Source organism: Demequina sp., from assembly GCF_049841215.1.
Taxonomy (GTDB): Bacteria; Actinomycetota; Actinomycetes; order Actinomycetales; family Demequinaceae; genus Demequina.
The window spans coordinates 202926-227340 of sequence record NZ_JASGEO010000014.1 but is presented as its reverse complement, the minus strand read 5'-3'; the positions used below and the strand labels follow the sequence as shown (position 1 = coordinate 227340).

At 66.0% G+C, this 24415-nt stretch carries 17 protein-coding genes; 7 read left to right on the top strand and 10 right to left on the bottom strand.

All coding sequences use genetic code 11. The features are described 5' to 3' along the window. Nucleotides 1-527: 527 nt before the first annotated feature. On the top strand, nucleotides 528-1916 hold the full coding sequence (locus tag QM618_RS08845; protein ID WP_428097231.1) for a UTP--glucose-1-phosphate uridylyltransferase: 1389 nt from the start codon (nucleotides 528-530) through the stop codon (nucleotides 1914-1916). A 1505-nt stretch (nucleotides 1917-3421) separates the two neighbouring features. On the opposite strand, the gene QM618_RS08840 is transcribed toward QM618_RS08845, so the two are convergent. Together QM618_RS08840 and QM618_RS08835 are read right to left on the bottom strand one after the other, a co-directional pair. Then, entirely contained in the window at nucleotides 3422-5272 is a 1851-nt protein-coding gene (locus tag QM618_RS08840; RefSeq protein WP_428097229.1) for a cytochrome c oxidase assembly protein, read from the bottom strand. 235 nt (nucleotides 5273-5507) lie between these two features. Continuing rightward, the gene (locus tag QM618_RS08835; protein WP_428097226.1) at nucleotides 5508-6518 is read right to left on the bottom strand and encodes a DUF2332 domain-containing protein; all 1011 of its coding nucleotides are present in this window, start codon (nucleotides 6516-6518) and stop codon (nucleotides 5508-5510) included. Nucleotides 6519-6564: 46 nt separating this feature from the next. On the opposite strand from QM618_RS08835, the gene QM618_RS08830 reads away from it, so the two are divergent. The 4 genes from QM618_RS08830 to QM618_RS08815 all read left to right on the top strand — a co-directional run bounded on the left by QM618_RS08830 (nucleotide 6565) and on the right by QM618_RS08815 (nucleotide 13917). Continuing rightward, nucleotides 6565-7671, top strand: coding sequence for a winged helix DNA-binding domain-containing protein (locus QM618_RS08830; protein WP_428097223.1), 1107 nt, complete (start codon nucleotides 6565-6567; stop codon nucleotides 7669-7671). A gap of 109 nt (nucleotides 7672-7780) precedes the next feature. Beyond that, nucleotides 7781-10168 carry a calcium-binding protein gene (locus QM618_RS08825; RefSeq protein WP_428097220.1) on the top strand — a complete coding sequence of 796 codons (2388 nt, stop codon included), beginning with the start codon at nucleotides 7781-7783 and terminating at the stop codon, nucleotides 10166-10168. A 381-nt stretch (nucleotides 10169-10549) separates the two neighbouring features. Further along, nucleotides 10550-11587 (top strand): hypothetical protein, encoded by a 1038-nt coding sequence (locus tag QM618_RS08820; protein ID WP_428097217.1) that lies wholly within the window; start codon nucleotides 10550-10552, stop codon nucleotides 11585-11587. Next, the gene (locus QM618_RS08815) at nucleotides 11584-13917 is read left to right on the top strand and encodes a hypothetical protein (protein WP_428097213.1); all 2334 of its coding nucleotides are present in this window, start codon (nucleotides 11584-11586) and stop codon (nucleotides 13915-13917) included. The genes QM618_RS08820 and QM618_RS08815 overlap by 4 nt, the downstream gene beginning before the upstream one ends. A gap of 67 nt (nucleotides 13918-13984) precedes the next feature. Here QM618_RS08815 and QM618_RS08810 read toward each other — a convergent pair whose 3' ends face one another. The 4 genes from QM618_RS08810 to hisC form a co-directional block, all read right to left on the bottom strand. Then, nucleotides 13985-15379 carry a dihydrolipoamide acetyltransferase family protein gene (locus QM618_RS08810; RefSeq protein WP_428097210.1) on the bottom strand — a complete coding sequence of 465 codons (1395 nt, stop codon included), beginning with the start codon at nucleotides 15377-15379 and terminating at the stop codon, nucleotides 13985-13987. An 11-nt stretch (nucleotides 15380-15390) separates the two neighbouring features. Further along, nucleotides 15391-16407 carry an alpha-ketoacid dehydrogenase subunit beta gene (locus QM618_RS08805; RefSeq protein WP_428097207.1) on the bottom strand — a complete coding sequence of 339 codons (1017 nt, stop codon included), beginning with the start codon at nucleotides 16405-16407 and terminating at the stop codon, nucleotides 15391-15393. Continuing rightward, entirely contained in the window at nucleotides 16407-17528 is a 1122-nt protein-coding gene (locus QM618_RS08800; RefSeq protein ID WP_428097203.1) for a thiamine pyrophosphate-dependent dehydrogenase E1 component subunit alpha, read from the bottom strand. The genes QM618_RS08805 and QM618_RS08800 overlap by 1 nt, the downstream gene beginning before the upstream one ends. Nucleotides 17529-17653: 125 nt before the next feature. Continuing rightward, nucleotides 17654-18727 (bottom strand): histidinol-phosphate transaminase, encoded by a 1074-nt coding sequence (gene hisC, locus QM618_RS08795; RefSeq protein WP_428097200.1) that lies wholly within the window; start codon nucleotides 18725-18727, stop codon nucleotides 17654-17656. A gap of 37 nt (nucleotides 18728-18764) precedes the next feature. Here hisC and QM618_RS08790 point away from each other — a divergent pair, with 37 nt between their 5' ends. Continuing rightward, nucleotides 18765-19172: a phage holin family protein gene (locus QM618_RS08790; protein ID WP_428097197.1), complete on the top strand. Its 408-nt coding sequence runs from the start codon at nucleotides 18765-18767 to the stop codon at nucleotides 19170-19172. 3 nt (nucleotides 19173-19175) lie between these two features. Here the strand turns inward: QM618_RS08790 and QM618_RS08785 are convergent, their stop codons facing one another. Continuing rightward, a complete protein-coding gene (locus QM618_RS08785) occupies nucleotides 19176-20525 on the bottom strand; it encodes a hypothetical protein (protein ID WP_428097192.1) in 1350 nt (449 codons plus the stop codon). After that, nucleotides 20522-20725: a hypothetical protein gene (locus QM618_RS08780; protein ID WP_428097188.1), complete on the bottom strand. Its 204-nt coding sequence runs from the start codon at nucleotides 20723-20725 to the stop codon at nucleotides 20522-20524. Before QM618_RS08780 ends, QM618_RS08785 begins: the two co-directional genes overlap by 4 nt. Nucleotides 20726-20792: 67 nt before the next feature. On the opposite strand from QM618_RS08780, the gene purB reads away from it, so the two are divergent. Next, a complete protein-coding gene (gene purB / locus QM618_RS08775; protein WP_428097185.1) occupies nucleotides 20793-22220 on the top strand; it encodes an adenylosuccinate lyase in 1428 nt (475 codons plus the stop codon). A 57-nt stretch (nucleotides 22221-22277) separates the two neighbouring features. On the opposite strand, the gene QM618_RS08770 is transcribed toward purB, so the two are convergent. Together QM618_RS08770 and QM618_RS08765 are read right to left on the bottom strand one after the other, a co-directional pair. Next, nucleotides 22278-23867 carry a hypothetical protein gene (locus tag QM618_RS08770; RefSeq protein WP_428097182.1) on the bottom strand — a complete coding sequence of 530 codons (1590 nt, stop codon included), beginning with the start codon at nucleotides 23865-23867 and terminating at the stop codon, nucleotides 22278-22280. Nucleotide 23868: 1 nt separating this feature from the next. Further along, nucleotides 23869-24411, bottom strand: coding sequence for a sigma-70 family RNA polymerase sigma factor (locus tag QM618_RS08765; protein WP_428097179.1), 543 nt, complete (start codon nucleotides 24409-24411; stop codon nucleotides 23869-23871). Nucleotides 24412-24415 lie beyond the last annotated feature (4 nt).

The following is a 24415-nucleotide window of genomic DNA, read 5'->3' as shown; positions in this document are numbered from 1 at the left end:
TGCGGCCTAGTACCACTTCCAGCCGGCACCAGCGATGGTGGCAACGGCAACGAGGGTGGTCGCGGAAGCCGCAACGCGCACGACCTTCGAGTTGGCGAGGATGGTCCACTTGTCCATGACAGATTCCTTACGTGAGTGAAGTTGAGATGAGTGAATTGGGGGCAAAGCTGGGTAGGGCCTAGTACCACTTCCAGCCGGCACCAGCGATGGCAGCGACGGCAACGAGGGTGGTCGCGGAAGCCGTGACGCGCACGACCTTCGAGTTGGCGAGGATGGTCCACTTGTCCATGGTGATCTCCTTATGTCGTGGCGATGGCAGAGCCGCAAGCCGCCCCTGCGGAGATCCTCGAGACTGAGGGGACCCTGGATCTCTGTTTTGCCGCCATCGTCAACTTCGGTGTTGTGGTGCAGGGCGCAACCAAGACCCATCATGGCGTCCGGACGCCTTTGGTGCCACCCATATTTGGGGCAAATATCGCAAACTGGCTGTGAGCGGTCCCAGTCGCTGAGCCGCTAGGCTCTCAAACATGAGCGCAGCAGGACTCACTCAGGCCCAAGACAAGATGCGTGCAGCGGGCATCAGCCCAGCAGCGGTAGACGTCTTCACTCACTATTACGGGGAGCTCGAGGCGGGGGCTACTGGCCTCATCCTTGAGGACTCGATTGAGCCTCTGACCCGCCCAGACCATCTCGCAGGCGTCGAGATCAGCGACGAGGCCGCCAACGAGGCATTCGCCAAGACCGCGATCATCAAGCTCAACGGTGGACTCGGCACGTCCATGGGCATGGACCGCGCCAAGTCTCTACTGCCCGTGCGGGACGGAAAGAGCTTCCTCGACCTCATCGTTGGCCAGGTGCTTCACGCGCGCGCCACCACGGGAGCCCGCGTCCCGCTCATCCTCATGAACTCGTTCCGCACCAGGGACGATTCTCTGGAGGCGCTTGCCGCGCATCCCGACATCGCGGTGGCAGGACTCCCCCTGGACTTCCTCCAGAACGCGGAGCCCAAGGTCCGCGTTGACGATCTCACCCCCGTGACCTGGCCAGCCGACCCCACCCTCGAGTGGTGCCCCCCGGGCCACGGCGACATCTACACGGCGCTGCTCGGCTCCGGGGTTCTCGAGCAGCTCCTTGACGCCGGCTTCACGTACGCGAGCGCCTCCAACAGCGACAATCTTGGCGCCGTGCCAAGCCCGCGTATTGCGGGCTGGTTTGCAGCGTCGGGCGCCCCGTACGCCGCGGAACTGTGCCCCCGAACCCTCGCGGACAAGAAGGGCGGCCACCTCGCCATCCGCAAGGCCGACGGCCGGCTCATCTTGCGCGACACCGCCCAGACCGCTCCCGAAGAGATGGAGTACTTCACCGACGAGTTCCGCCACCCGTTCTTCCACACCAACAACCTGTGGTTCGACCTCGAGAAGCTCTACGCGGCCCTCACCGAGCGCGGCGCGGTGCTTGGCCTGCCGCTCATCCGCAACGTCAAGACCGTGGACCCCACGGACTCGAGCAGCCCAGAGGTGTTCCAGATCGAGACCGCCATGGGCGCGGCGATCGAGGTGTTCGAGGGCGCAACCGCCATCGTGGTTGGCCGCGATCGCTTCCTGCCGGTGAAGACCACCAACGACCTGTTGTTGCTGCGCAGCGACGCCTACGCCCTCGCCGATGACGGCGCGCTTCGCCTCGCGGTGGAGGCCGCCCCGCTCGTGGACCTGGACCCCAAGCACTTCAAGACGATGCAGAAGTTCGACGAGCGCTTCCCCTACGGCGCCCCGTCGCTTCGCGACGCGACGTCGCTCACGGTCAAAGGCGACTGGACGTTTGGCGCCGATGTCACGGTGACCGGGGACGTCAGCCTGGCCGACGCTGGCTCGCCACAGCTTGTGCCCGACGGCTCCCAACTGGGCGGCACCGCTTAACCCAGCCCCAGCGTCGGGCCGGCTGGCGGCCCCTGCCTCCCCAGAATGGGTTCTGAGTCCGGCTATGAGCCAAAACAGCCAGCACCAGAACCCATTCGGGACGTGGGAGAGACTCAACGCGGCGCGCCTCCGCGGAAATCAGATCCGGGACGCTTAGCGTTGCCATCAGCAGCTGGCAGTTGTTCATTCAACGCAAAGCTGCGGGCAAGGCGAAGGCCCCCCGGAATAGGAGTCCGGGGGGCCTTGCCATGACCAAAGAGTTCTCGCCCACGTGCGGGAAGCCCCGCAAGAAGCGACGGCCGCGATTGACGATGCGGCTTCACCCCCGTGAGGGTGACCTCTTGGCCGACGCTACGGGCCGTGAGTCCCTGTGCCGTCACCCACAGTTCGCACCGACGGCCTTGCGGGCTGCCGCTTTGAAGTGGACCAACGTTGTCCGAAGCGTCCGATCGGATCATTCACCGTTCCCTTGCGGGGAGAGCCTGCGCCTCGGTCGAGATCCGGCCGCGGCCCCAAAGGGGCCCCGGTCGATCCCGCTCGGCTCGGCTGCCGATCCGCCGCCGGGCGTAAGCCCTGCAGCCTCACAGCGACCGGTCCGCCATCCGCACGAACCCCAAAGGGCCACGGCTTCCGGCATCCCGAGGGATCGCACTTCGACCGCAACCCCCAAAGGGGCCGCACTCTCCGGCCATCCCGCGCCGAACCACCCGAGGGCCGAATCAGCTGGATGCCCAGCCAACCCTGGCCCGCTCCGAGCCGCGGTCTCCCGCCGCCCGGAACAACTCACCGGCTCCGGTTTCCCGGACCCCGCGAGCCTCGCGTGGGTTTGTGATCGTCTTCCTAGGTGACGATCGAGGGGCCAGCCCGCCTTCCGCTTCGCCGTAAGGCGCCGCTTCCGGCGATGCAGTCCCGGCTGCCCTAGGGCCTCCGGCACTCCAGAATCCTTCCCCGACGGCCCGGAGGCCCTCGGTTCCGGTACCTTCCCTGCTAGCTCCGATTTCGCATCCGCTGAGGACCGCTACCTGAGCCCGGAGGCTCCTGTCGCGGTGACCCTCACCGGCTGCCTCTCGGCCACCAGTTCCGGCTATTCCGGTCCCTCATCGATTGGTGAATGTCCCTCTCGATGTGGATAGGTCTACTCGCGTCCCAGGGGCGGTGCAAGGCGAAATGGAGACTTTTTTTGTTCCACTTTTTCCTCACATGGTTCTCCACCGCGTTCACGCGTGATTCACCGGAAGTTCACATGCCTGTGGAGGAAATTTGTGGATGACTGGGGTGGCGGAGTGGGCTGCGTCACGTCCCCGGGGGCCGGGACTTTGGTCCCTGCGGCAGGGGCAGCGAGGCCGCGCCCCCCGCGGATTCCGGCGGATCGGGCCTTCGCGGTTCCGTCAGTTTCCGCGCAATCACGGAATCTGACGGTCAGGCCTTGCGGGCGTCCGTTGCAACCCGCGTAGCGCTGGGGAGCCGCCGCCAGCCCGACGCTGTGCCTGGCCGCAGCGGGGCCGTCACCCTTGGCGCTCGGCGTCCTCTTGGGCCACTCGGGCGAGCATCTCGTTGTAGGCGTTGAGATCGGCGTCGTGGTCGCGCTCGGCCTTGCGGTCGAGGCGAGCGGTCTCTCGCGCGTCCGATTGCCTCCAGAACGTGACCACCAGCACGGCGAGCAGCACCACGGGCAGCTCACCCATGCCCCATGCCAACTGGCCGCCGTATTGCTGGTCGGTAATAGCGTCGGGCCCCCAAGTGCGGCCCATGAGTCCAAACCAGGTGGGTGCCAGCAACACGTGCGAGGTGGTGAGAACCACGCCAAAGAACGCGTGCGCTGCCATCGTGGCGAAGAGCAGCACGATGCGCATGGGGAAGCGCGGGCGGGACGGCCCTGGGTCTATGCCGATGAGTGCGTTCACGAAGAGGTAGCCGACAATCGCGAAGTGGAACAGCATCCACAGGTGGCCGGCGTGATTGCGCAGCGTGAACTCGAACAGCGGCGTGTAGTAGAAGAGGATGAGCGCGGACGCGAAGCTCGCGGCGGCGATCACCGGGTGCGAGACGAACTTCATGAAGCGCGACTCGACGAGGCCGCGCAGCCACTCGCGCGGACCGCGCGAGTGGTCGTGGCGAACAGGGAGGGCGCGCAGCGCCAGCGTGATGGGGGCCGCGAGCGCCAGAAAGATGGGCGCCACCGTCACGAGCACCATGTGTTCCACCATGTGACCGCTGAACAGCGTCATGCCGTAGATCGCGGGCGCGCCCTGGCTCACCCAGATGAGGATCAGGATGCCGATGATCCACAACACGTCGCGATACACGGGCCATGCGTCGCCGCGTCGCCGTAAGCGAGCGGACCACCGCAAGTACTGCACGCCCGCGGTGACGAACACGAAGGCGGCGATGATTTCCAGTCGCCACAGCGCCACCCAGTTCCAGGCCGACGGCGCGGGCGGCAATTCGTAGCCCGTCAAGTAATACGCGGGGCTGGGGTCGATGACGGGGAGGGCGGTCAGTGGCGGCGCCATGGTGCCGAGCACCCCGGCGATTCCCATGATCGCGACGAGCGCTATGACATCGACCGAGAGGACGCGCCAGAACTTCGCGGCCACCTCCGCGTCGCTGAGGCGCGGAAGGGTGCGCGCGCGGTGCCACGCCGCGAGCGCAATCGCCACCGCCATGAGCGCGACCTTGGTAGCGAGCACTCCTCCATATGAGGTGGTGAAGAGGTCGGCGGGCGAGTTGAGGCGAAGCGCGGCGTTAGCGACGCCAGAGACGGTCACGAGGATCGCACCCCAAATAGCGATGCGTGACGCGCGCCTCATGACATCCTTCGCGGCGTCGCCAAGGGGCTTGCGCAGCAGCGCCACGACGAGGATCACGCCCACCCAGATGGTGGCTCCCGCCAGGTGGAGGGCCATGGAGCTCGTGGCGAGGTGATGGTCGGCGGAGCCTGCCGCGTGGCCGGTCTGTGCGAGCCATCCCACGGCCCACGCCACCGGCAGCAGGGACCAGCCAGCGAGTAACGGCCCGCGTACCAGGGCCATCATCACAGAGGCGATCAGCGCGCCCACCAATACCTGCCGGTGCGCTTGGAGCAGTTCCACCGAGTTGGAGTAGCTCCACCACTCCTGGAGGAAGCGGTTGACGTCCACGCCCGAGTCGCGAATGTAGGCGTAGGTGGCCAAGGAATAGGTGAGCGCGGAGGCCACCCACACGATGCTCGAGATGCGGCCGATGAGCGCGGCCCGCTCGGCTGCGGCGCTACCAGCGGGGATGCTCGTGGCGATGAGCAAGAGGGCTCCGACGACGCCTGCCATCGACAGGTCGCGAACTGCGCCTGACACGGCCACGATCGTGTCGGCGGTCATGCTGAAAAGCGTACGCGGCCCAGGCTGCTGGCCCTACCGCGCGCGCAGCCCCCCACCACACCGGATTTAGGCAGCTCACACATACCAAATCGCTCCCGCGGCCTTCCTCTAGGCATCTCACTGGTACTTCGCGCAGGGACCCCATCCGGAGGCGCACCCGCACTGGGCGCCGCGCGAAGTACCTGTGAGATGCCTAAACGGAGCGCATTTTGCTCCCGGAGTATGTGTGAGATGCCTAAACCGCTAGTGGTGCGGGGGTGGGCGGGATATCCAGCCACGCACCATGGTGATGGCCTTGCGCGACGGCGGGGCTGTCGTAAGGCCGGGCTCCCACGTGGATCAGCGGGAAGAGGCTGCCGTGCCGCGGCTCGAAGGAGACGCGCGCGAGCGGCCGGGTCTCAGCAAGTGAGGCGACGATGTCGTCGAGCGTCGCCTGGGCCTCCGCCGGCAATTGATACAGCGCGATCGTGTGGAAGATGAGCGCCGGCTCCCCTGCTGGCAGGGCCTCGACAACGCCAGCGAGCGTCTCAAGCGCGTCCCCCGCGATCATCGTTACTGGCGTCTGACGGCGGATCGCGATGGCGGCACGCAGGCGCTTCAGCCGGTCCGCATGCTCGGGCCACACGAGAGCCTCGAGCCACGCCACCGCGTCCGCATCCTCAACATCAATGGGAGAGAGGTCCAGGCCAGTACGGCTCGCGAACTGCGGCACACCAGAAGGCAGCGCAAAGCCGCCACGGTTCTCGCAGCCAAGCACGAGCGCACTGTCGCCCACAACGCCCGCTCCGTAGTCGTAGGCGAAGCGATCGAGGCACAGATTGAGCCCCGCCGAGGTGCCGATGTCGATCGCATGCGCCCGCGCGCCGTCGCCAAACCCGGCCACCGCATTGGCGACGAAAGGGAGGATCACGGCACAGCGTCGGGCCTCATTGGTTTGGGTGCGGCGCGTGCACCCGATCCGCACGATCTCCTCCTCGTGGGCGAGCACGAAGGCGCGAAACTCGCCGTACGGAACGCTAGGCAACGCGCCGCCGCGCAAGAACTGCACCGCGCCAAAGAGCAGATTCATGGGCGGCACGTTGTCGATGCGCGCCACGACGTCCAGCAGCACGGGGTCCTCACACACCTCGGCAGCGAGGCGCGAGTAGATGGGGGAATCGGCGGCCGCGGGAATCCAGCCGCGAATCTCCGCAGCGACGCCCTCGCGCGTTGCCCTGTCCGCGCTCGAGTGCGCCCAGTCGCTCATGGGGCGAGGCTACGGCGTGTGGGCGCCGCGGCGTAGGGTCACGGGCATGGCAACTGGCACCTCCACTGCACTGTCCGACGCTGACGTCAGGAAGGCACGGTTGCGCTCGCTTCTGCTGGGCAAGGGTGAGCAACGCTTCGTGCTTGAGGTTGCCGAATGGTTTGGCGCGATGCAGGCTCAAGACCTCGCGAGCGGGGCGTGGTCGTTTGGGGTGCGGGTGCCCGGCCTGACCGCGGCGGATGTTCAGGCGGCGCAAGAGAATCGCGAGGTGCTGCGCACGTGGCCCATGCGCGGCACGGTGCACTTTGTGCCCGCGAAGGATGCGGCGTGGATGGTCAAGCTCATGGAGAAGAAGCCGCTGGCCGGGGGTGCGGCGCGGCGCGAGTACTTGGGGATCACGCTGGCGCTCGTTGACCGCGCTGTGGGCCTGCTCTCGGGTGCGCTCGCGGGTGGGCGCGTGCTGACTCGCGACGAATGCGTGGCGGTGCTCGAGGCCGGCGGCGTGCCAACTGCGGGTCAGGTGAGTTATCACCTGCTCTGGTACGGGTGCCAATTAGGGGTGCTGTGCCAGGGGCCCCCGCGCGGGAAGGAGCACACCTTCACGCTGCTCAGCGAGTGGGTGCCGAGCCCCAACACCCCGTCTCGCGAAGAGGGTCTCGCCATCATGGCCCGGCGGTACTTCCAGTCTCATGGACCGGCGAGCGAGAAGGACTTCTCACGCTGGACGGGGCTTGGACTGCGCGAGTGCCGCGAGGGGATCGCGGGCGCGGGCGATGAGCTCGTGAGGGTGGAGACGAGCGCGGGGCCGATGCTCGCTTCACGGAGCGTGCTCGACTCGACGACGGCCGTGCGGCGGCACGTGGTGCTGCCCGGCTTCGACGAGTACATGTTGGGGTACGGGGACCGCTCACTGCTGCTGGAGCCCGAGCACTTCAAGACCGTCGTCCCCGGCAATAACGGCGTCTTCCAGTCGACGCTCGTCAAAGACGGGCGTGTGGTGGGAATCTGGAAGCGAACCCTGAAACCCAAGACCGTCGACGTGGTGACGACGACGCTCGAGCCAGCCACAGCGTCGGACAAGAAGGCCTTTGAACGCGAGTTCGCGGCGTACGGAAAGTTCCTTGGGAGAGAGCCGCGGGTTTCTTGGGGTTAGCATCGCCGGGCGTTCGAGGCAGTCTCAACCTGGTCTCAAATTCCGCCGGCGGGGGTCACAGGCGCGCGTGCGCGCAGTAGCGTTTTGGCACTGCTGGGGAGGCACAATCATGACCGTTCTTGACTTGCGACCGCGTATTCGGAGCATGGTGGCAGCGATCGCCGCCACACTGATGCTGGCGGGAATCATCACCGCCGTTGAGGCGCAACCTGCCGCCGCTGCCACGGTGACCCTTCCGAATGGCTCCTGGTACTCGGGCGCGATGCAGAACACCAGGGAGATCGACTGCTCCGGCGTGATCTGGGGCAGCCCGTACATCAGCCCCGCGGTCATGGCGTATGCCGCGATCGAGGTAGATATGGCGGCGTCCAAGCCCGCGCAGGGCGACACGTTCTATGCGTCCATCTCGGTGGGCGCCGCGGCCGCGCCGTGCGGCGGCCAGGGCGTCGTTCCTGGATTCAAGCTTCCCGCAGGCGTGCAGCTGAACATCACACCATCCACTCCCCTTGCGGTGAACGGCACCGTGCTTGCCAGCAGTTATGTGCAGCAGAACTGCGCGGGCACCTCCGGCGTGTACTGCATCACCTCGAACACCGTCGACGCGCCGCTGTGGGCAGCGGTCGGCGGCAACAAGTGGGAGTGGCTGATCCCGCTCAAGGCGACGACGCCGCAGAACATGACGAAGTTCGAGGCCTGGGTGCAGGTGGCATCGGGCTCCGGAACGTACCTGTTGAAGCCGTGGGCTCCCATCAACGTGTTCGGCACTGCCTCCAACGTGGGCAATGGCTCCACTCCGACGGTGACGGGCGCCAACTCCCCCAACGCCTACCGCGTTGGCTACCCGCAACCCTCGACGAGCGCGGTAGACCAGTTCGAGTGGTTCGGCGAGACCTATACCGCCAAGTACGGGCTGCTCTCGCTCGCCTACTTGTATACAAACGGCAGTGGCGGCACGTACTACGTAAGGCGAGCCACAACGTCGGCCGGTCTTGATACGAGCGGCTCGTATCAGCAGTCAACGGGCGCCCTGCCAACTGGCTCCGACGCGCTGACGTTCGCCTCCGACTGGGACGTGGCCGCCTACTCGGCCATCAAACCCGGCGTGAAGTACTACTGGAAGATCGGCTTCAAACCCACAGGAGCGTCGTCCGTTATCTGGGGCTCCGTGCAATCGTTCACCGGCCTGTACTCCGCGCAATGCGCGGGGCATGGAGTCACGGTGTCGCTCGCTGCAGGAGAGGTGCCGACCACCGGGGCGGACGTCATTCTTGGCACGCCTGGCGATGACATCATCGATGGCCTTGGCGGTGACGACGTGATCTGTGGGCTTGGCGGCAACGACAAGATCATCGGTGGAGCGGGCGCCGACCAGATGTTTGGCGGCGACGGCAACGACTCGATCGACGCCTCGGAGCCGCTGTCCAGTTGGAAGGTGGGCGGGAGTGTCTACGGCAATGACATCGTCAACGGTGGCGACGGCACAGACACGGTGAGCTATGCCCGTCAGGGCCAGGATGACGGCTACGGTACGGGCGTCATCGTGGATCTCAGCACCACGTCGATGCAGAACACGGGTAATGCTGGCCGCGACACCATCTCCGGCGTGGAGAACCTCATCGGCTCGCAATGGGGAGACACGCTCAAGGGCACCACGGGCAACAACACGTTCCGCGGACTTGGCGGCACCAACAACATCAACGGCAACGGCGGCTCGGACACGATTGACTACTCGTGGCTGACCTCGCAGAGCGCGGATCCCACCTACAAGGGCGTGAAGTACGAGCTGCTCGACGGTGGCGCCACCACCAGGGCGACGTTCGGCAGCGGACAGCAGACCGGAATGGACAACCTGGCGTGGAGCGGGGTGGTCGTGGCACCGCAGCACGTCATCGGCTCCAAGTACGCGGACTACATCTTCGGAGACGCGCGCGCCAACACGATCCGGCCGGGGCTTGGCAATGACCGCATCGACGGCATGGGCGGCACGGATACGGTCTCGTACTCGGGGATCACCAAGGCGATTTCGATCAACCTTGGGGCAAAGAAGGCCACGGGCGGCTCTGGTACTGATGTGTTGATCGGCTTCGAGAATGCCATCGGCGGAAGCGGCGGTGACACTCTCATCGGCACCTCAGGGAACAACGTGCTGAACGGTGGTTCCGGCGTGGACACGGTCTCGTACGCGGGGACCACTAAGGCCGTGAAGATCAGCCTGACCACCAAGAAGGTGACAGGTGGCGCCGGAACGGACACCTTGTCTTCGATCGAGAATGCGACGGGCGGCAGCGCCTCGGACACGATCTACGGCAATACGGGGGTCAACATCCTCAAGGGTGGCAAAGGCAACGACCTGATCAAGGGCTCGAGCGGGAACGACAAGTTGTACGGCGAGTCAGGAAACGACAAACTCTACGGGGATTCTGGCAAGGACTCATGCTCCGGGAGCACCGGCAGCGACAAGGGCTACTCCTGCGAGTCGAAGAGCTCGATTCCTTAGCCCCAGACGAGCCCGTGCGCGGGGCCACTGTAACCGAGCGCGGCAAGACTCGGCCTCATACACACGATTGAGGCTAAGGAGTACCGTCGCGCTGGGGCGGGTCGGTACACTCCGTGGAAATGGTGCGTCGGGCACCCGGCGCCATACGGCTCAGTGGCCGAGGTTGGCGCGCAGTCGCGTTCGGGAGGTAACTTGGCACCCAGGGGCAAGACGTTCGCGAATGCTATCGACATTCCGGCAGAGGTGACTCCTCACATGTTCGAACGGCGCATCCAAGATATTCACTCGGACCCTGGTCGGCCAGTTCGCCTTCCGACAAGTTTCGCCGAAGACAGTGCAAGCGCGGCTCGTGCGTTCCAACTTGTCGCTACATGGGCCGAAATGAACCGTGACAATGCGCGCAATCTCATTCTCGCGTCATTGAAGGACGCGCGCACGTTCGGATTGAACTCATCGAGCCCAGTACACGCCTTCGGTTTTCGCGTCGCCACGGCAGTGCATTCATCGGACATAGACAAGCCCGAACTAACCGGTGCGACACTCCGCGAACTGGCAAGTGCTTCTGGAGAGTCACGCGCCGAGGAACACAAGGAGGAAGGCTCCTGGCTCGCCGTCGCGATGGCCAGCCAAAAGCAACTCCCTCGAACGATGTACGCGCGTGCAGCCGTCCACCCCGCCGAACTACGTGCTCAGGATGTCAGCACATCCGTGTCCACGATATTGCGTCTTCACCCCATGCTAGTCAGCGACCTGGACACCGCGACGAAAGAGTCGCCCGGCGTCGGAGTCAGCACCCATCTCATGGACGGGGGGCCCTCAGAGTGGCTGAAGACTGTTGTCGAAGAGGTCCTCGGGAACGCACACTTGCACGGCGCACGAGGATTGGTAGCGGGCACCGCGCCCGAGGCGGCCATTCTGGTACGCGCGCGGGTTGGAACGGTTGGGGCGGAGGACGCGCCGCCAAGAGCGGCGCTGTGCATCACAATCGCTGACACGGGTCAAGGCATCGCTCTGAGGCACAAACTGCGCGACGAGATGCGCGCGACACCGGCAACTGTCGGGGCCGGCTTCGTGTCATTCGACGAAGAACTTCAGCACCTCCGTGCCGCCCTCGGCCTTCGCCTCGCCGGTCGGGACAACCCGTCGCCATACCGCCGTGGGATGCCGCTTATCGCGGTTGGCCTTTCCCAGCTCGAAGCCCAGATCGAGATCCGGACCGGGCGCGTGCTGCTTACTCGCAACTTCGCCAGCGACCCACTCGAACCCGAAGAACTCGGAAATCCGCGCTGGACCCGAGACTTGCCTCTGTTCGGACCCACCTCCGTGACGGGTGTGCCGCCGGAACGCGCGCTGGTACGAGGCACCTCCATCGGAATCACCGTCCCCCTTGAGCGCAACGAGAGCCAGACTCAGTCGTGACCGCAATCCCGTACCGCTCGGTTGAAGCCGCGATCGCCTTCACGACTCGCATTGGAGACAGCGAAGAGCTCGTGATCTGGATCGACAGCGACGACCTACAACGAAGCGAACTTGACCAACTCATTCGCGTTGACACATGGCGCTCATTTAGGGCGGTACGCCTCATCGGATCAGACCGGGGCATCGCCAACGTCGAGAGGCTGCTCGGCTCGGCATGGTTCGCGAACTGGCTCTTGGGGCGGAAGATCGAAATCGACATCCTGCCGACGCACTACTCGCAACGCATCAGCGATGGAGTGTCGGACCCACGACTCGCCGCAGTGCTCGCAGACGGGGTCGCTTTGGCAATACGGCATTACGACGCACTCTCGGACGCTCGCACTCATGCCTATCACTTTCAGGCGCCGAGCGGACTCCACCAGAACTACTTCGTCCGCACGGGCAACGCGCTTATGAGCGGCGCAGCAGCCCGGCTCGCGGCGTACGCCTGCGTGGAGGCCATCGCATGCCAGCGACCGGCAGCGCAGGTCGACGAAGCCACTCATTCGCGGCGGATTTTCACGGACAGCCGGACAATCCTTCCCGTCGGGATGCTCGTCGCCCAACTGCTGAATACTCCTGGGAATCACCGGTGCGAAGTACTGTCCGCGACGAGACTGGATGCCGACCTGTTCCTCGACGACGCCTCGCTTGTGCTCGAGTCCGTTGCGGTGTCCGGTGCGTTCGAACAGCGCTTGTCCCGGCACGTCGAACCCGCCAGCACAACGACTGTCGTGAGACTTCTCGATGCCGGACAGATCGATGAATATCCCCCGAACGCGCCGCTGAAGGCAGTTGTCGTCTGCGGTCCCGAGCGCCTAAATCTCCAAATCCAAGAGAGCGGATGGGACGCTCGTGACTGCCCACGCTGTGCTGCAGGGAGCCCGGTGGTCAGGATCACGCCCGAGGCATTCAGCTACGAAGTGCCGCGGGCCGACTATGTGTCAGTCGTGCGCAAGTACGCAATGGAAGATGACTTCCAGTCCTTCGTCCCCGGCGCGCTTAAGTACTCGTGCGTGTCGATCTCTGCCAGGCCCACACGAGAAACTCTCATGAGGGCAGGTGAACGGACCGCAGTGCACTTCGATATCGAGGGAGCAATTGCTGCATACGTTGCCGAGGATGCATCAGCCCGAAACGAGACAAGCCTCGGGAGGCGTATTGCTGAGGTTGCGCGACAGGTAGGCGAGGGCGCCTACGCGACGGTGGTCACTGGTCCCGATCCTGCGTCCGATGCCATCGTGGAACTGGCCCGCACCGAATATGGTCTGCCGCCTGCGACCACAATAATCGCATATGAACAGCTACAGATGAGCGAGAAGCTACGCGGGCCAATCGCGGTCCTCCTCCCCGTTGTTCAGTCCGGGACCGAGGCCGAGAACGTATCGACCTGGCTTCGCGACCGAGCTATCGATGCACCCATCCACTACTTGGCGGTAGTGACCAAACCCAGAGACCATCAGCATCTCGACTTCCTCAAGGCAACTCTCGCGGTCGACGGGGCGGGCACTCCGCACAGGTTTGATCCTGGCTTCGTGATCCCACATGCCGCCACCTGGCCACTCCGATACCATCCTTGGCGAGGAGAGCTTGAGTTCCTGAGCAATCGGGCTTTCGAGGGGATCGGCGACCGCATCGCGATGATCAATAACATGATCACATCGGACTCACGGCTGGGACACCGGGATCACATCTTCCTCCCGGACTCGGCATCAGTCTCGATGCACGGCTCGTCCGCCATCCCCTTGACGCTCCAGGATGGCTTCAGCTTCTGGCCCCAGAATGCTCCCGCGCAAGTCGCATGCCAAGCAGACGTTCTGTTTGCAATGTCGTACACATTAGAGCGTATGCGCCGCGGCGCGCGGTTCGGCGAGGGAACAATGCCGCACCGATGCCCCAGATGCAACCACAATCACGACGGGCCTGTGTCGCTTGCAGCGGTCTTGCACCAGGACTATCACGGCAGTCGAATTGATCCTCGGGTGTTTCGGCGCTTGTCGGATGGTGTTGTGCAGGCGGCACTCATTCGCTCCGCGAGAAGTGTCGAACTTGACTACTCGGGAAGCGAGCGCATGAGCAACGAGCTCGCAGACGTCATTCTCGATCAAGTTGCGGTTCGATCGCAGCCAGAGGGTAGCGCGCTCCCCGAGTTCCTGCTTGCCTTGCATCCCGAGGTGGCACACATGAGGCTCGCAGAGCCCGTACTGCCCCGCCTAGTTAAGGCGCTGCGTTCCCAAGTGGGCCCAAGCGGGACGTTAGGTGCTTGGCTGATCGGCCAGTTCCCCGGCTAGGCGCCGCCTCAGCACGGAAGCCTCGGTCCGGAGGCGTGCGGCGACTCGCGCCGGTCACTTGCCAAACTTAGCCCCAGACGAGCCCGTGCGCGGGGTCGTTCATGACCCGCGCCACGTCCGCAAGCACGCGCGCCCCCAGTTCGCCATCCACAAGCCGGTGATCGAAGGAGAGCGCCAGTTGGGTCACCCAGCGGATCTGGATCTCGCCGTTGTGCACCCACGGCTGCTCGCGGATCGCGCCGAAGGCGAGGATCGCGGCCTCGCCGGGGTTGAGGATCGGCGTGCCGGTGTCGATGCCCAGCGCACCCACGTTGGTGATGGTGATGGTGCCGTCGGACATCGCGGCGGGAGTGGTGCGTCCCGCGCGCCCCTCGGCCGTGAGGTCCTGAATGCGCGATGCGAGACCGTGCAAGGGCAACCGGTGCGCGTCCTTGATGTTCGGCACCACAAGGCCGCGCGGCGTCGACACCGCGATGCCCAGATTCACGTAGTGCTTGTAGACGATCTCTTGCGCGGCGTCATCCCAGCTGGCGTTGATCTCCGGGTGCCTGCGCGCGGCGAGCAGCAGCGCCTTCGCCACGATCAGTAGCGGGGTGACGCGCACGTCCGCGAACTCGCGGTCCGTCTTGAGCTTGGCCACCAGGTCCATCGTCGCGGTGACGTCCACGGTCTGGAACACCGTGACGTGCGGCGCCGTGAACGCGGACGCGACCATCGCCTCCGCGGTGCGCTTGCGCACCGACTTCACAGGCACGCGGGTGGCGCGACCATCGGGCGTCGAGACTCCCGACTCCAGCCACGGCTGGTCGTCCGCCTCATACGTCGCGAGCACCTTCGCCGACGTCGCCTTGGCGTGCTGCTCCACATCTTCCCTGGTAACGATTCCACCGGGGCCACTCGGCGTCACGGTGGTGAGGTCGATGCCCAGGTCAGCCGCGAGCTTGCGCACCGGAGGCTTGGCCAGCACGGGGAAGTCGTCGTCCTCGCCGCCAATCGGCTCCAGGTCGCCAACGCGCTCGCGCCGCTTAGCGCTACCCGCCTTCACGCCGTAGCCAACAAGCACGGCGCCCGACGCTGACTCGGCTTGGGCGGGAGCGGCAACTTGGGCGGGGGCTGGCTCGGGAGCCGGCGCTTCCACAACCGGTGCGGGCTCAGGCCCCGCGTCTTCGCGCAGGGTGACATCAGGCCCTGCGTCTTCGCGCAGGGTGACATCCTCACCCTCAACCTCAAATCGCACAATCGGCGCGCCAACATCCACAGTCTCGCCCTCGGCGACGAGCAGTTCGGCAATCACGCCGTCGTACGGTGAAGGCAGCTCCACCAAGGACTTCGCGGTCTCGATCTCGACGATCGGCTGGTTTACCTCAACGGTGTCCCCAGCGGCGACGAGCCACGTGATGATGTCGGCCTCGGTGAGGCCTTCGCCTGCGTCCGGGAGGTTGAAGATCTGGAACTTGGGCATCCCAAGCCTCCTTAATGAGCGACGACGCGGTCTACGGCGTCGAGTACACGGTCGATGTTCGGCAGGTACTCGTGCTCGTACTTGGCTCCAGGGTATTGCGCGTGGAAGCCTCCCACGCGGAGCACGGGCGCGTGCAAGTGGAAAAAGGCCTGTTCGGATACGCGAGCGGAGATTTCCGCGCCCGCGCCGTACGCGGTGGGCGCTTCGTGGATGACCACCACGCGGCCCGTCTTCTTGGCGGATCGCACCACCGCGTCGGAGTCCAGCGGCGACAGCGAGCGCAGGTCGATCACCTCCGCCGAAATCCCTGACTCTTCCGCAACGGAAGCGGCCTGCAAAGCCAGCCGCACCGTCGGGCCGTAGGAAACCAAGGTGACGTCCGCGCCTTCGCGGGCAACGCGGGCCGTGCCCATTTCCGCGGTGCCAGCCAGCGCACCGTCGGGCGCGGCGAGCTGGCGCGCAACCCGCTCAACGCCCACCTCACCCTTATCCCAATAGCGGGCCTTGGGCTCAAAGAACAGCACCGGGTCCGGCGAGGCGATGGCCTGCTGGATCATGTCGAAGCCGTCTTGCGGCGTGGCGGGCGTGCAGACGCGCAAGCCGGGGACGTGCGCGAAGAGCGCCTCGGGGCTTTCGCTGTGGTGCTCGATGGCGCCGATGCCGCCCGCGTAGGGGACGCGGATGACGACGGGCACGGTGAGCTCGCCACCAGAGCGCGCGTGCAGCTTCGCGAGCGACGTGGTGATCTGATCGTAGGCGGGGAAGATGAAGCCGTCGAACTGGATCTCCACCACGGGCCGGTAGCCGCGCAGTGCCAGGCCAATCGCGGTGCCGACTATGCCGGATTCCGCGAGCGGCGTGTCCATGACGCGGTCGCCGCCGAAGTCCTTGTGCAGGCCGTCCGTGACGCGGAAGACGCCGCCGAGCGCGCCGATGTCCTCGCCCATGAGTAGCACCTTGGGGTCGCGCTCCATGGCGGCGCGCAGGCCCGCGTTGATCGCTCCAGCGAACGTGAGGGTGTCAGCCATCAGTGGGCCTCAACAAACGAGCGCTCAAAGCGTTCGTACCAGGCACGTTCCGCCTCCACGGTGGCGTGGGGCGCGGCGTACACGTTCTCAAACATCCCGACGTTGGGGCCAGGCTCCCACGACCTCACCTCTTCGCGGGTGCGGCGGGCGAGCTCCTTGCCTTCGGCGGCAACCTCGTCGACGAACTCGTCGGGGAGCTCGCCGATGGACTGCAAGTAGGCGACCAGTCGCGAGATGGGGTCGCGCTCGGCCCAGTAGGCCTCGTCGGCCTTGGTGCGGTAGCGGGTGGGGTCGTCGGAGGTGGTGTGCGCACCCATGCGGTACGTGAACGCCTCGATGAACACCGGCCCGGCGCCGGAACGCGCGTACTGCATCGCCCAGTTGGTGACCGCGTAGGAGGCGATGACGTCGTTGCCGTCCACGCGGATGGACGGCATGCCAACACCCTTGCCGCGCTCTGCGAGCGGCACGCGGGCCTGGCGCGTGGTCGGCTCCGAGATCGCGAACTGGTTGTTCTGGCAGAAGAACACCACGGGGGCGTTGTAGACGGAGGCGAACACGAGCGCCTCGTTGACGTCACCCTGCGCCGTGGCGCCGTCGCCAAAGTAGGTGATGACGGCCGCGTCGCGCGTGGGATCGCCACTTGCGACGAGGCCGTCACGGTCCATACCCATGGCATAGCCGGTTGCATGCAGGGTATGGGCGCCTATGACAAGCGTGTAGAGGTGGAAGTTGTGGTCCGCAGGGTTCCACGCTCCGTGCTTGAGTCCTCGGAAAATCTTGAGCATCTGCGGCAAGTCAACGCCGCGCTGCAGGGCCACCGCGTGCTCGCGGTAGCTGGGGAAGACGTAGTCGTCGCCGCGCACCACCGCGCCCGAGCCCACTTGCGCCGCTTCTTGGCCCCATGACTGCACCCACAGGCCCAGCTCGCCCTGCCGCTGCAGGCTCGTGGCCTCCATGTCGAAGGCGCGCGTGAGCGCCATGGAGCGGTAGAACTCGCGCAGCTTCTCAGGCGTGAGGTCGGCGGCGTACGGCGAGAAGAACTCGTGCTCCTCGCGCTCACCGGTGTGGTTCAGCAGACGGATAAGGCCGTCGTCTGACAGCGGACCAACAGCGTCCATGGATTCCTCCGGGCTGGGGTGGTTCCCCCCAAGGTTTCGTAACTTACGCAAGCGTAGGCTACGGAACCGTAGGTTGCAAGTGCAACGGCCCGACGGCGTGGCGGCTTTCGCGCGATAGGCGCCAGTTAGGAGGCGGCTGGCCCGGGCAACGCAGCAAGCAGCGCGTCGTTCTCGTCCGGAGTGCCGATCGTGATGCGCACTCCCTCTCCCGCGAAGGGCCGCACCAGAATTGGGGTGGGCAGCGCGCCCAGCGCGGCCACAACATCGGCCGTGCCGTCGCCAGCGGGGAGCCACACAAAGTTGCCGTCAGTCTCCGGGGCGTCCCAGCCAAGTTCGCGCACGCCAGCCAACACTCGTGAGCGCTCGGCCGCCGTCAAGTCCACCCGCTCGAGCAACTCGTCCACCGCGTCGAGCGACGCAATCGCGGCGGCCTGGGCCGGCTCGGTGATCGAGAACGGCGTCACGACCGCGCGAATCGGAGCGAGCAACTCGGGAGAGCCGAGCGCGTATCCCACGCGCATGCCCGCGAGTCCGTACGCCTTGGAGAACGTCCGCAGCACCAACAGGTTGGGGTAGCTGGCGAGGAGGTCGGCGCCGCGAACCGCGTGCGGGTCACGCGAGTACTCGCCGTACGCCTCGTCCAGCACCACCGCTACGTACGAAGGCACCCGCGCCATGAACTCCGCGAACTCGTCGGCGTGCACCGCCGGGCCGGTGGGGTTATTGGGCGAGCACACCAGCACCACCTTGGTGCTGTCCGTGATCGCGGCAACCATCGCATCGAGGTCGTGCCGCGCATCCGCATCGAGCGGCACGCGCACCGCTTCGGCACCCGCAATGGCCACCAGAATGGGGTACGCCTCAAAGCTCCTCCACGCGAAGACCACCTCATCGCCTGCGCCCGCGTAGGCCTGAAGGATGTGCGCGAGGACGGCAACCGAACCGGCCCCCGCAACCACACCGTCGGGCGTTGTGCCGCAGGCCTCAGCCAAGCGAGCGTGCAATGCAGAGGCGCCCATGTCCGGATAGCGCTGAGGCGCGGCGGCACCAGCGGCGATCGCCTCAAGCACGGAAGGCAACGGGCCATACGGGCTCTCATTCGAGGACAACTTGATCGGGGCGGGGCCGTCGCCACCGCGTGCGCCGGGGACGTACGCGGGGAGGGCGGCGATGGCCGGGCGAGGCGCGGGGGTGCTCATAGGTTCAGTGTGTCAGGCGCGTGGAAGAATGCGAGCCATGCGATTCCTGTTGAACTCCGCCCTGACCGCCGTGGCCGTGTGGGTGGTGACGCTCATCTCGTGGTTCGACGTGGTGGTGGAAGGCGGCGAGAGTGACTGGTGGAAGCGCGCGCTCGTGTTCCTGGTCATCGGCATGGTGATCGCGGGCATGAACGCCCTGGTGCGACCGCTGCTGACGTTCCTCGCGTTGCCGTGCTTGATCCTGACGCTTGGGCTGTTCTCGCTGCTGATCTCGTGGGCGATTCTGTGGCTGGCCTCGTGGTTCACGGGCATCATCCCGGGAGTGGAACTCACGCTTGGCGACTTCTGGCAGACGTTCTGGGCAGCGCTGGTGCTCGCGATCGTGACCGCGATTCTGCAGGCGCTCATTCCTGGCGCTGGACAGCGCAGGGAGCAGACCTTCTAGGCACTACCGCGTTACCGGGGTGTACTCGGTGACCGTCACCTCCTTGGTCTCATCGAAGAACTCCGCGGCATCTCGCATCCACGCGTCCGTCGACTCGGTGAGTCCCTCATCTACGAGCCGCGCCGTCTGCCCGTAGGTGTCGAGGTGATGCGCTGAACCGATCGATGTTCCCTCTCCGGCGAGTTCCGGCAGTTCAGAGCGCCGCGCGTCGTGATGCACGGTGACGCGCGTGGGGGTGTCGGGATTGGGCTTGCCGTCGAGGCCAGGGACGATGTCTCTGGTGCCCTCGAGGTGGAGCGCGCTGACCGTGGAAGGCACCGTGATGCGGCCCACGGGAGAGCCGGCCGTGACGAGCGCGCGGACGTTGAACCGCCGAGTGAAGTCCGGGTTGGCTGCGAGCGCCGTGGCCAGGATCCCGCCAAGGGAATGGCCAGCGAGCAGTACCGGCTCGTTGGGATCGGCCCCGTCGGCGACAAGCGCCGCCGCCACAAGGTCCGCCATCTGGGGCATCTGCCGCGCCATGAGCGCCAAGTCCGCCTCAACGTCTACCGGGTTGCCGTCCCAGAACAGCCAATCCTCGGTGCCAGGCAGATAGACAATCCTGTGGGTAACGTCGCTCTGGTCCGTCCATCGCTCAATGCGAATGGAGCCGTCATTCACGAGTTCCGTCTCGCGCAGCCGATGCATCACGTCTTCGACGCTCGCAGCGGGTTGCGCGTCAACGACGCTGCCGTGGGCCGCGAAGAACCCGGGCTCCCCAAGCCACCCCTCTAGCGCCGCCGCGACTCGCGCAAGCAGCGCCACCACCACGGCGTACTGAGCGAAGCTCAGCGTGCCCTCCACCGAGTCGCGGGTCAGCGTGCCGGTGGTTGGTGGCGCGTCATCAGGAAGCAGCCCCGTGATGGCGCCGCCGTTGCCTGTGGCGATGAGAGCCGTGCCGGGCGTCGACACGGCGGCCACCCCCGCGAGCGCAACCTGGCCAAGCCACATCCCGCGACCTCGCAGGTCTTCCCCAGCCTCAACAACGGCTTCAATGCGAGTCACCTTCTGCCTGGCTCGCCGCTCCGCGTCGAGGTACGCGTGCGTCACCTTGGCCAGCCGGCTCGCGGTGTCGTCGAGCTCTGCCTCAACTCGCGCCGCGGGCCCGAACGCAAGGCTCGCCAACGCCGCACTCGCTCCCGCATGCCCGACGCTGTGGCTGAGCTCCATAGCCGCGCGCCTTCGCGCCACCTCCAGCCGGGCGGAGGCGACATGATCCGCGGCGGCACGCAATGCGCTGACCGCCCATTCGAGATCCTCCGTGACGGCGCGCTCCCCGCCCGCGCCGCCCGTGGACCAGATCGGCTCCGTCACGCCACCCCGTCCCTGGCCGCGGAGAGGCGGTCGCGGAACTGCGTGAGGTCCTGGATGGTGGCGTAGAGCTCCTCTCGATAGCGAGTGGCGAACACCGAACGCCAGTCCACCTCTTGCGCGTGCCGCACCTTGGCAATCGCGACCTGCACGTCGTCGATGGCGCGACTGAGCGCGGCGTGAGTGGCTGCCAGGTCATCCATGGAGGCAAACCTAGCCAGAGCGTCGGGCCTGCAGGGAGGCCACCGGGGGTACCTGTGGAGAACTCCTATGCCATGGAAGAATGGGGACGTGACTGACTGGACGCCGCTCGCCGAGATCACCCCGCCCATCGCCCTTGGTCCGCTTGACGGCCGGTATCGCCGCACCGTGGCGCCGCTCGTTGACCACCTCAGCGAGCCCGCCCTCAACCGCCAGCGCCTGCACGTGGAGGTGGAGTGGTTCATCCACTTGTGCGCCACGAACGCGGTGCTGGGCACGCGCGAGCTCACCTCCGATGAGGTGGCGCTGCTCCGCGCGATCCCTGCCGGGTTCGATGCGGACGGCATCGCCGAGCACGCGGAGATCGAGCGCGAGACGATCCACGACGTCAAGGCGATCGAGTACTACATCAAGCGTCGCCTCGTCGGCACGTCCCTCGAGAATCTAAGTGAGTTAACTCACTTTGCCTGCACGAGCGAGGACATCAACAACCTCTCCTACGCACTCATGGTGAAGGGGGCGGTGAGCGAAGTCTGGCTTCCCGCCGCCCAAGACTTGGTGACACAGATTGCGGACCTGGCCACGGCGTCGGCCGGTTTGCCGATGCTCTCGCGGACGCACGGGCAAACCGCAACCCCTACCACGCTGGGCAAGGAACTCGCAGTACTCGCTCACCGGTTGCGCCGCCAGCTGCGCCGCATCGAGGGCGCCGAGTATCTGGGCAAGATCAACGGCGCCACGGGCACCTACGGCGCGCACACCGCGGCCGTGCCGGGCACCGACTGGATCACCGTCTCGCGCACGTTCGTGGAGGGCCTTGGTCTCACGTGGAACCCGCTCACCACGCAGATCGAGAGCCACGACTGGCAGGCAGAGCTGTACGCGGACGTCGCGCGCTTTGGCCGCATCCTGCACAACCTCACCACGGACGTGTGGACGTACATCTCGCTCGGCTACTTTGCGCAGGCCGCTGCGCCGGGCTCGATCGGCTCCAGCGCCATGCCGCACAAGATCAACCCCATCCGCTTCGAGAACGCGGAGGCGAACCTCGAGATCTCGGCAGCGCTCTTTGACTCGCTGGGCTCCACCCTGGTGACGTCGCGGCTTCAACGTGACCTCACCGACTCCACCACGCAGCGCAACATTGGCGTGGCGTTTGGCCACTCGCTGCTCGCGATTGACAACGTCGCGCGCGGGCTCAAGACGCTGTCCGTGAACGAGGCCGCGCTTGCCGCGGACCTCGACGCCAGCTGGGAAGTCCTCGCCGAGCCCATCCAATCCGCAATGCGCGCCGCGTCCATCGCCGGCGTCCCCGGCATGGACAAGCCCTACGAGCGCCTCAAGGAACTCACGCGCGGCCAGCAGATTGACGCCGCCGCGATCCGTGAGTTCGTTGGCACCCTTGGCCTGCCCGACGCTGTGGCTGAGCGGTTGTCCGAGCTCACCCCTGGCACGTACGTGGGATTGGCGGAGCGGCTAGTTCGCGACTACCTCTAGTAGGTGCCACCCTGCGCGCAGTAGCCCGTCACCCTACGCGAAGTCGCAGGGCCTGAGTCACTCCGCGGGGTCGAGTTTCTGCCACGCGTACTCCGGGCCAGTCCATTCGAGTCCGTCGAACCGCGCGACGCCCCCAACTGCGTAGAGGTCCCACGGGGCGTCAAGCGAGCCGTCGGCGCACGCCACGAGCGCATCAGCAGGATCCGTGAGTCCCCAGAGTCGTGGTGGAGACAACTCTCCATGGGCGTACGCGCCACTGTTAACATTGCCCGCGCGGTACAAGCCCACCACCTCGCCGTCGCGCACCGCGATGAAGGTGGTGCCCACGACGAGCTTGTCCTCGTCTGGGTCTGACCCGCTTGTGGTCATCTGGGTGGCCGGGTCGCCGAACGTCTGCACTTCGTAGCCAGTCGTGTTCACTCCTGCGTCCTCCCAATAGTCACTCTGAAAGGCGGCCACCGGCAGCGGGCCAGCGGCTTGCGTTTGAGGTACGGATGGGGGATCTGAGTACAGCGCCAAGAACTCCGCGTCGACCTCTTGGGCGGACTTCCAACCCGCGCTCACCACTTCAAACGTGTCGGAGCCGTGCCCGAACGTGCCGAGCTGGGTGCCGCACGTGAACGGGTCGATGCCAGTTGCGGTTGGGTTGCCAAAGGAGTCGCTCACCCGCGGGTCAGGAGTCACCGTAGCTTGCGCACTGATAGCCGGAGAGGTCGTTGCCGCCGCACTCTCACCCGGCTCGGGCGTGATAGTCACACACGTCACCGCCGGCGCTTGAGCTGGTTCTAGTGAGGTGCTGGTCAGCTCCAGGTGGTCGTTGATGACGGTGAACGTGACTTGCTTGCCCTCGTCGATCTGCAGCGCATACACCCCGCCACTGTTGGGAGTCAGAACCGTCGAGTCGCCGCTAGGCAGCGAGCCGAGGACCTCCTGTGTCTCAAGATCGATCGAGATGTTCGCTATGAGGTGGGGCGCCTCTTCATCACCCACGGACACGGCCCAGACCACGCTCCCGGAGGGCGATGGGATTGGCGAGACGTGTAGCGCATCGCCTGAACCTGTGTCCACAGCGCTCTGTGCGCGGTGCGACGTGACGTCGACGTCCCCGTCAAACACCGAAACGGTGAGGTAGTCGTTGGGGTCCGTACCCTCTGGCAGCCCGACCAAGAAGATGCCGAACCCGATGGTCGCCTGCGCACCATTGGGAAGGGTGAGGCGGTACTTGCCATCCTCGAGCGCAACGAGCGCCGCCCCTTCCGTCTGCAGCACCGGGTCCTCGTCCGCCGACAACGCGACATCCGCCGTCGAACCATCCGAAGAATCCGTGAAGGTGAAAATCTTGGGTGGCCACGAGGTCTCCGTCGTGGATTCCACAGCGTCGGGCGTTGACGTGGTGCACACCACGTAGGGCGACGCTGCCGGCCCCGCAAACACCCACCCCGACCACGGCACCTGGCTCGCGCCAAAGGCCACCGCACCAACGCCCGCCAACGACACTCCGCCAGCCGCAGTCGCGGACAGGGCGCGGCGACGCTTCACGCGTCCAGCCACCCCGCGCCCAAATTCGCCGGCGAAGTCCTCGTCCGCAAAGAGCTGCCGCTTCGCGTCCAAACCCCCAAGCAACGCGTCCTTGAGTTCATCGGGCATGTCAGCGGCCCACCTTCCCAGTTGGGAGCACCGGCACATGGTCGGCCTCCGGGTTCTGTCCCTCCGCGGTGCCGAGCTGAATGGCCAACTTGGCCGTAGCGTCGGACAGATACCGCTTGACGGTTCCTTCCGCGATGCCCAACTGGTGCGCCACTTGCTGCACGGTGCAGTCGTCGAAGTAGCGCAGCGCCACGCATGCGCGTTCGCGCGGTGACAGCGTCGCGAGCGCGCGTTGCACGTCTACCTGGGCTTCCACGTCCGGGGTTGTCGCCGCGTCCCGCTCATACGCGCGGGCGTGATTGCGCTCACGGCTCTTGCGCTTGCGCAATCCGTCCAGGTAGACGGTGGGAATGGCCCTGCGCACGTACGCCTCTGCGGCGTTGACGTGAGCGAAGGCCCGACGCTTGGAAAAGCTCCGTACGAGCGCCTCCTGGAGCACGTCGTGGGCTTCCGCATCGTCGCCGGTCACCATCGCGGCATACGCGAGCAGGCGTGCGGCCCGCTCTCGCATGACCTGATCGAGGATCGGTTCCCAGTGCGCCACCCCT

Coding starts and splice junctions, on each gene's coding strand:
- QM618_RS08845 (WP_428097231.1), top strand. CDS start 528: ATGAGCGCAGCAGGACTCACTCAGGCCCAAGACAAGATGCGTGCAGCG.
- QM618_RS08840 (WP_428097229.1), bottom strand. CDS start 5,272: ATGACCGCCGACACGATCGTGGCCGTGTCAGGCGCAGTTCGCGACCTG.
- QM618_RS08835 (WP_428097226.1), bottom strand. CDS start 6,518: ATGAGCGACTGGGCGCACTCGAGCGCGGACAGGGCAACGCGCGAGGGC.
- QM618_RS08830 (WP_428097223.1), top strand. CDS start 6,565: ATGGCAACTGGCACCTCCACTGCACTGTCCGACGCTGACGTCAGGAAG.
- QM618_RS08825 (WP_428097220.1), top strand. CDS start 7,781: ATGACCGTTCTTGACTTGCGACCGCGTATTCGGAGCATGGTGGCAGCG.
- QM618_RS08820 (WP_428097217.1), top strand. CDS start 10,550: ATGAACCGTGACAATGCGCGCAATCTCATTCTCGCGTCATTGAAGGAC.
- QM618_RS08810 (WP_428097210.1), bottom strand. CDS start 15,379: ATGCCCAAGTTCCAGATCTTCAACCTCCCGGACGCAGGCGAAGGCCTC.
- QM618_RS08805 (WP_428097207.1), bottom strand. CDS start 16,407: ATGGCTGACACCCTCACGTTCGCTGGAGCGATCAACGCGGGCCTGCGC.
- QM618_RS08800 (WP_428097203.1), bottom strand. CDS start 17,528: ATGGACGCTGTTGGTCCGCTGTCAGACGACGGCCTTATCCGTCTGCTG.
- hisC (WP_428097200.1), bottom strand. CDS start 18,727: ATGAGCACCCCCGCGCCTCGCCCGGCCATCGCCGCCCTCCCCGCGTAC.
- QM618_RS08790 (WP_428097197.1), top strand. CDS start 18,765: ATGCGATTCCTGTTGAACTCCGCCCTGACCGCCGTGGCCGTGTGGGTG.
- QM618_RS08780 (WP_428097188.1), bottom strand. CDS start 20,725: ATGGATGACCTGGCAGCCACTCACGCCGCGCTCAGTCGCGCCATCGAC.
- purB (WP_428097185.1), top strand. CDS start 20,793: ATGCCATGGAAGAATGGGGACGTGACTGACTGGACGCCGCTCGCCGAG.
- QM618_RS08770 (WP_428097182.1), bottom strand. CDS start 23,867: ATGCCCGATGAACTCAAGGACGCGTTGCTTGGGGGTTTGGACGCGAAG.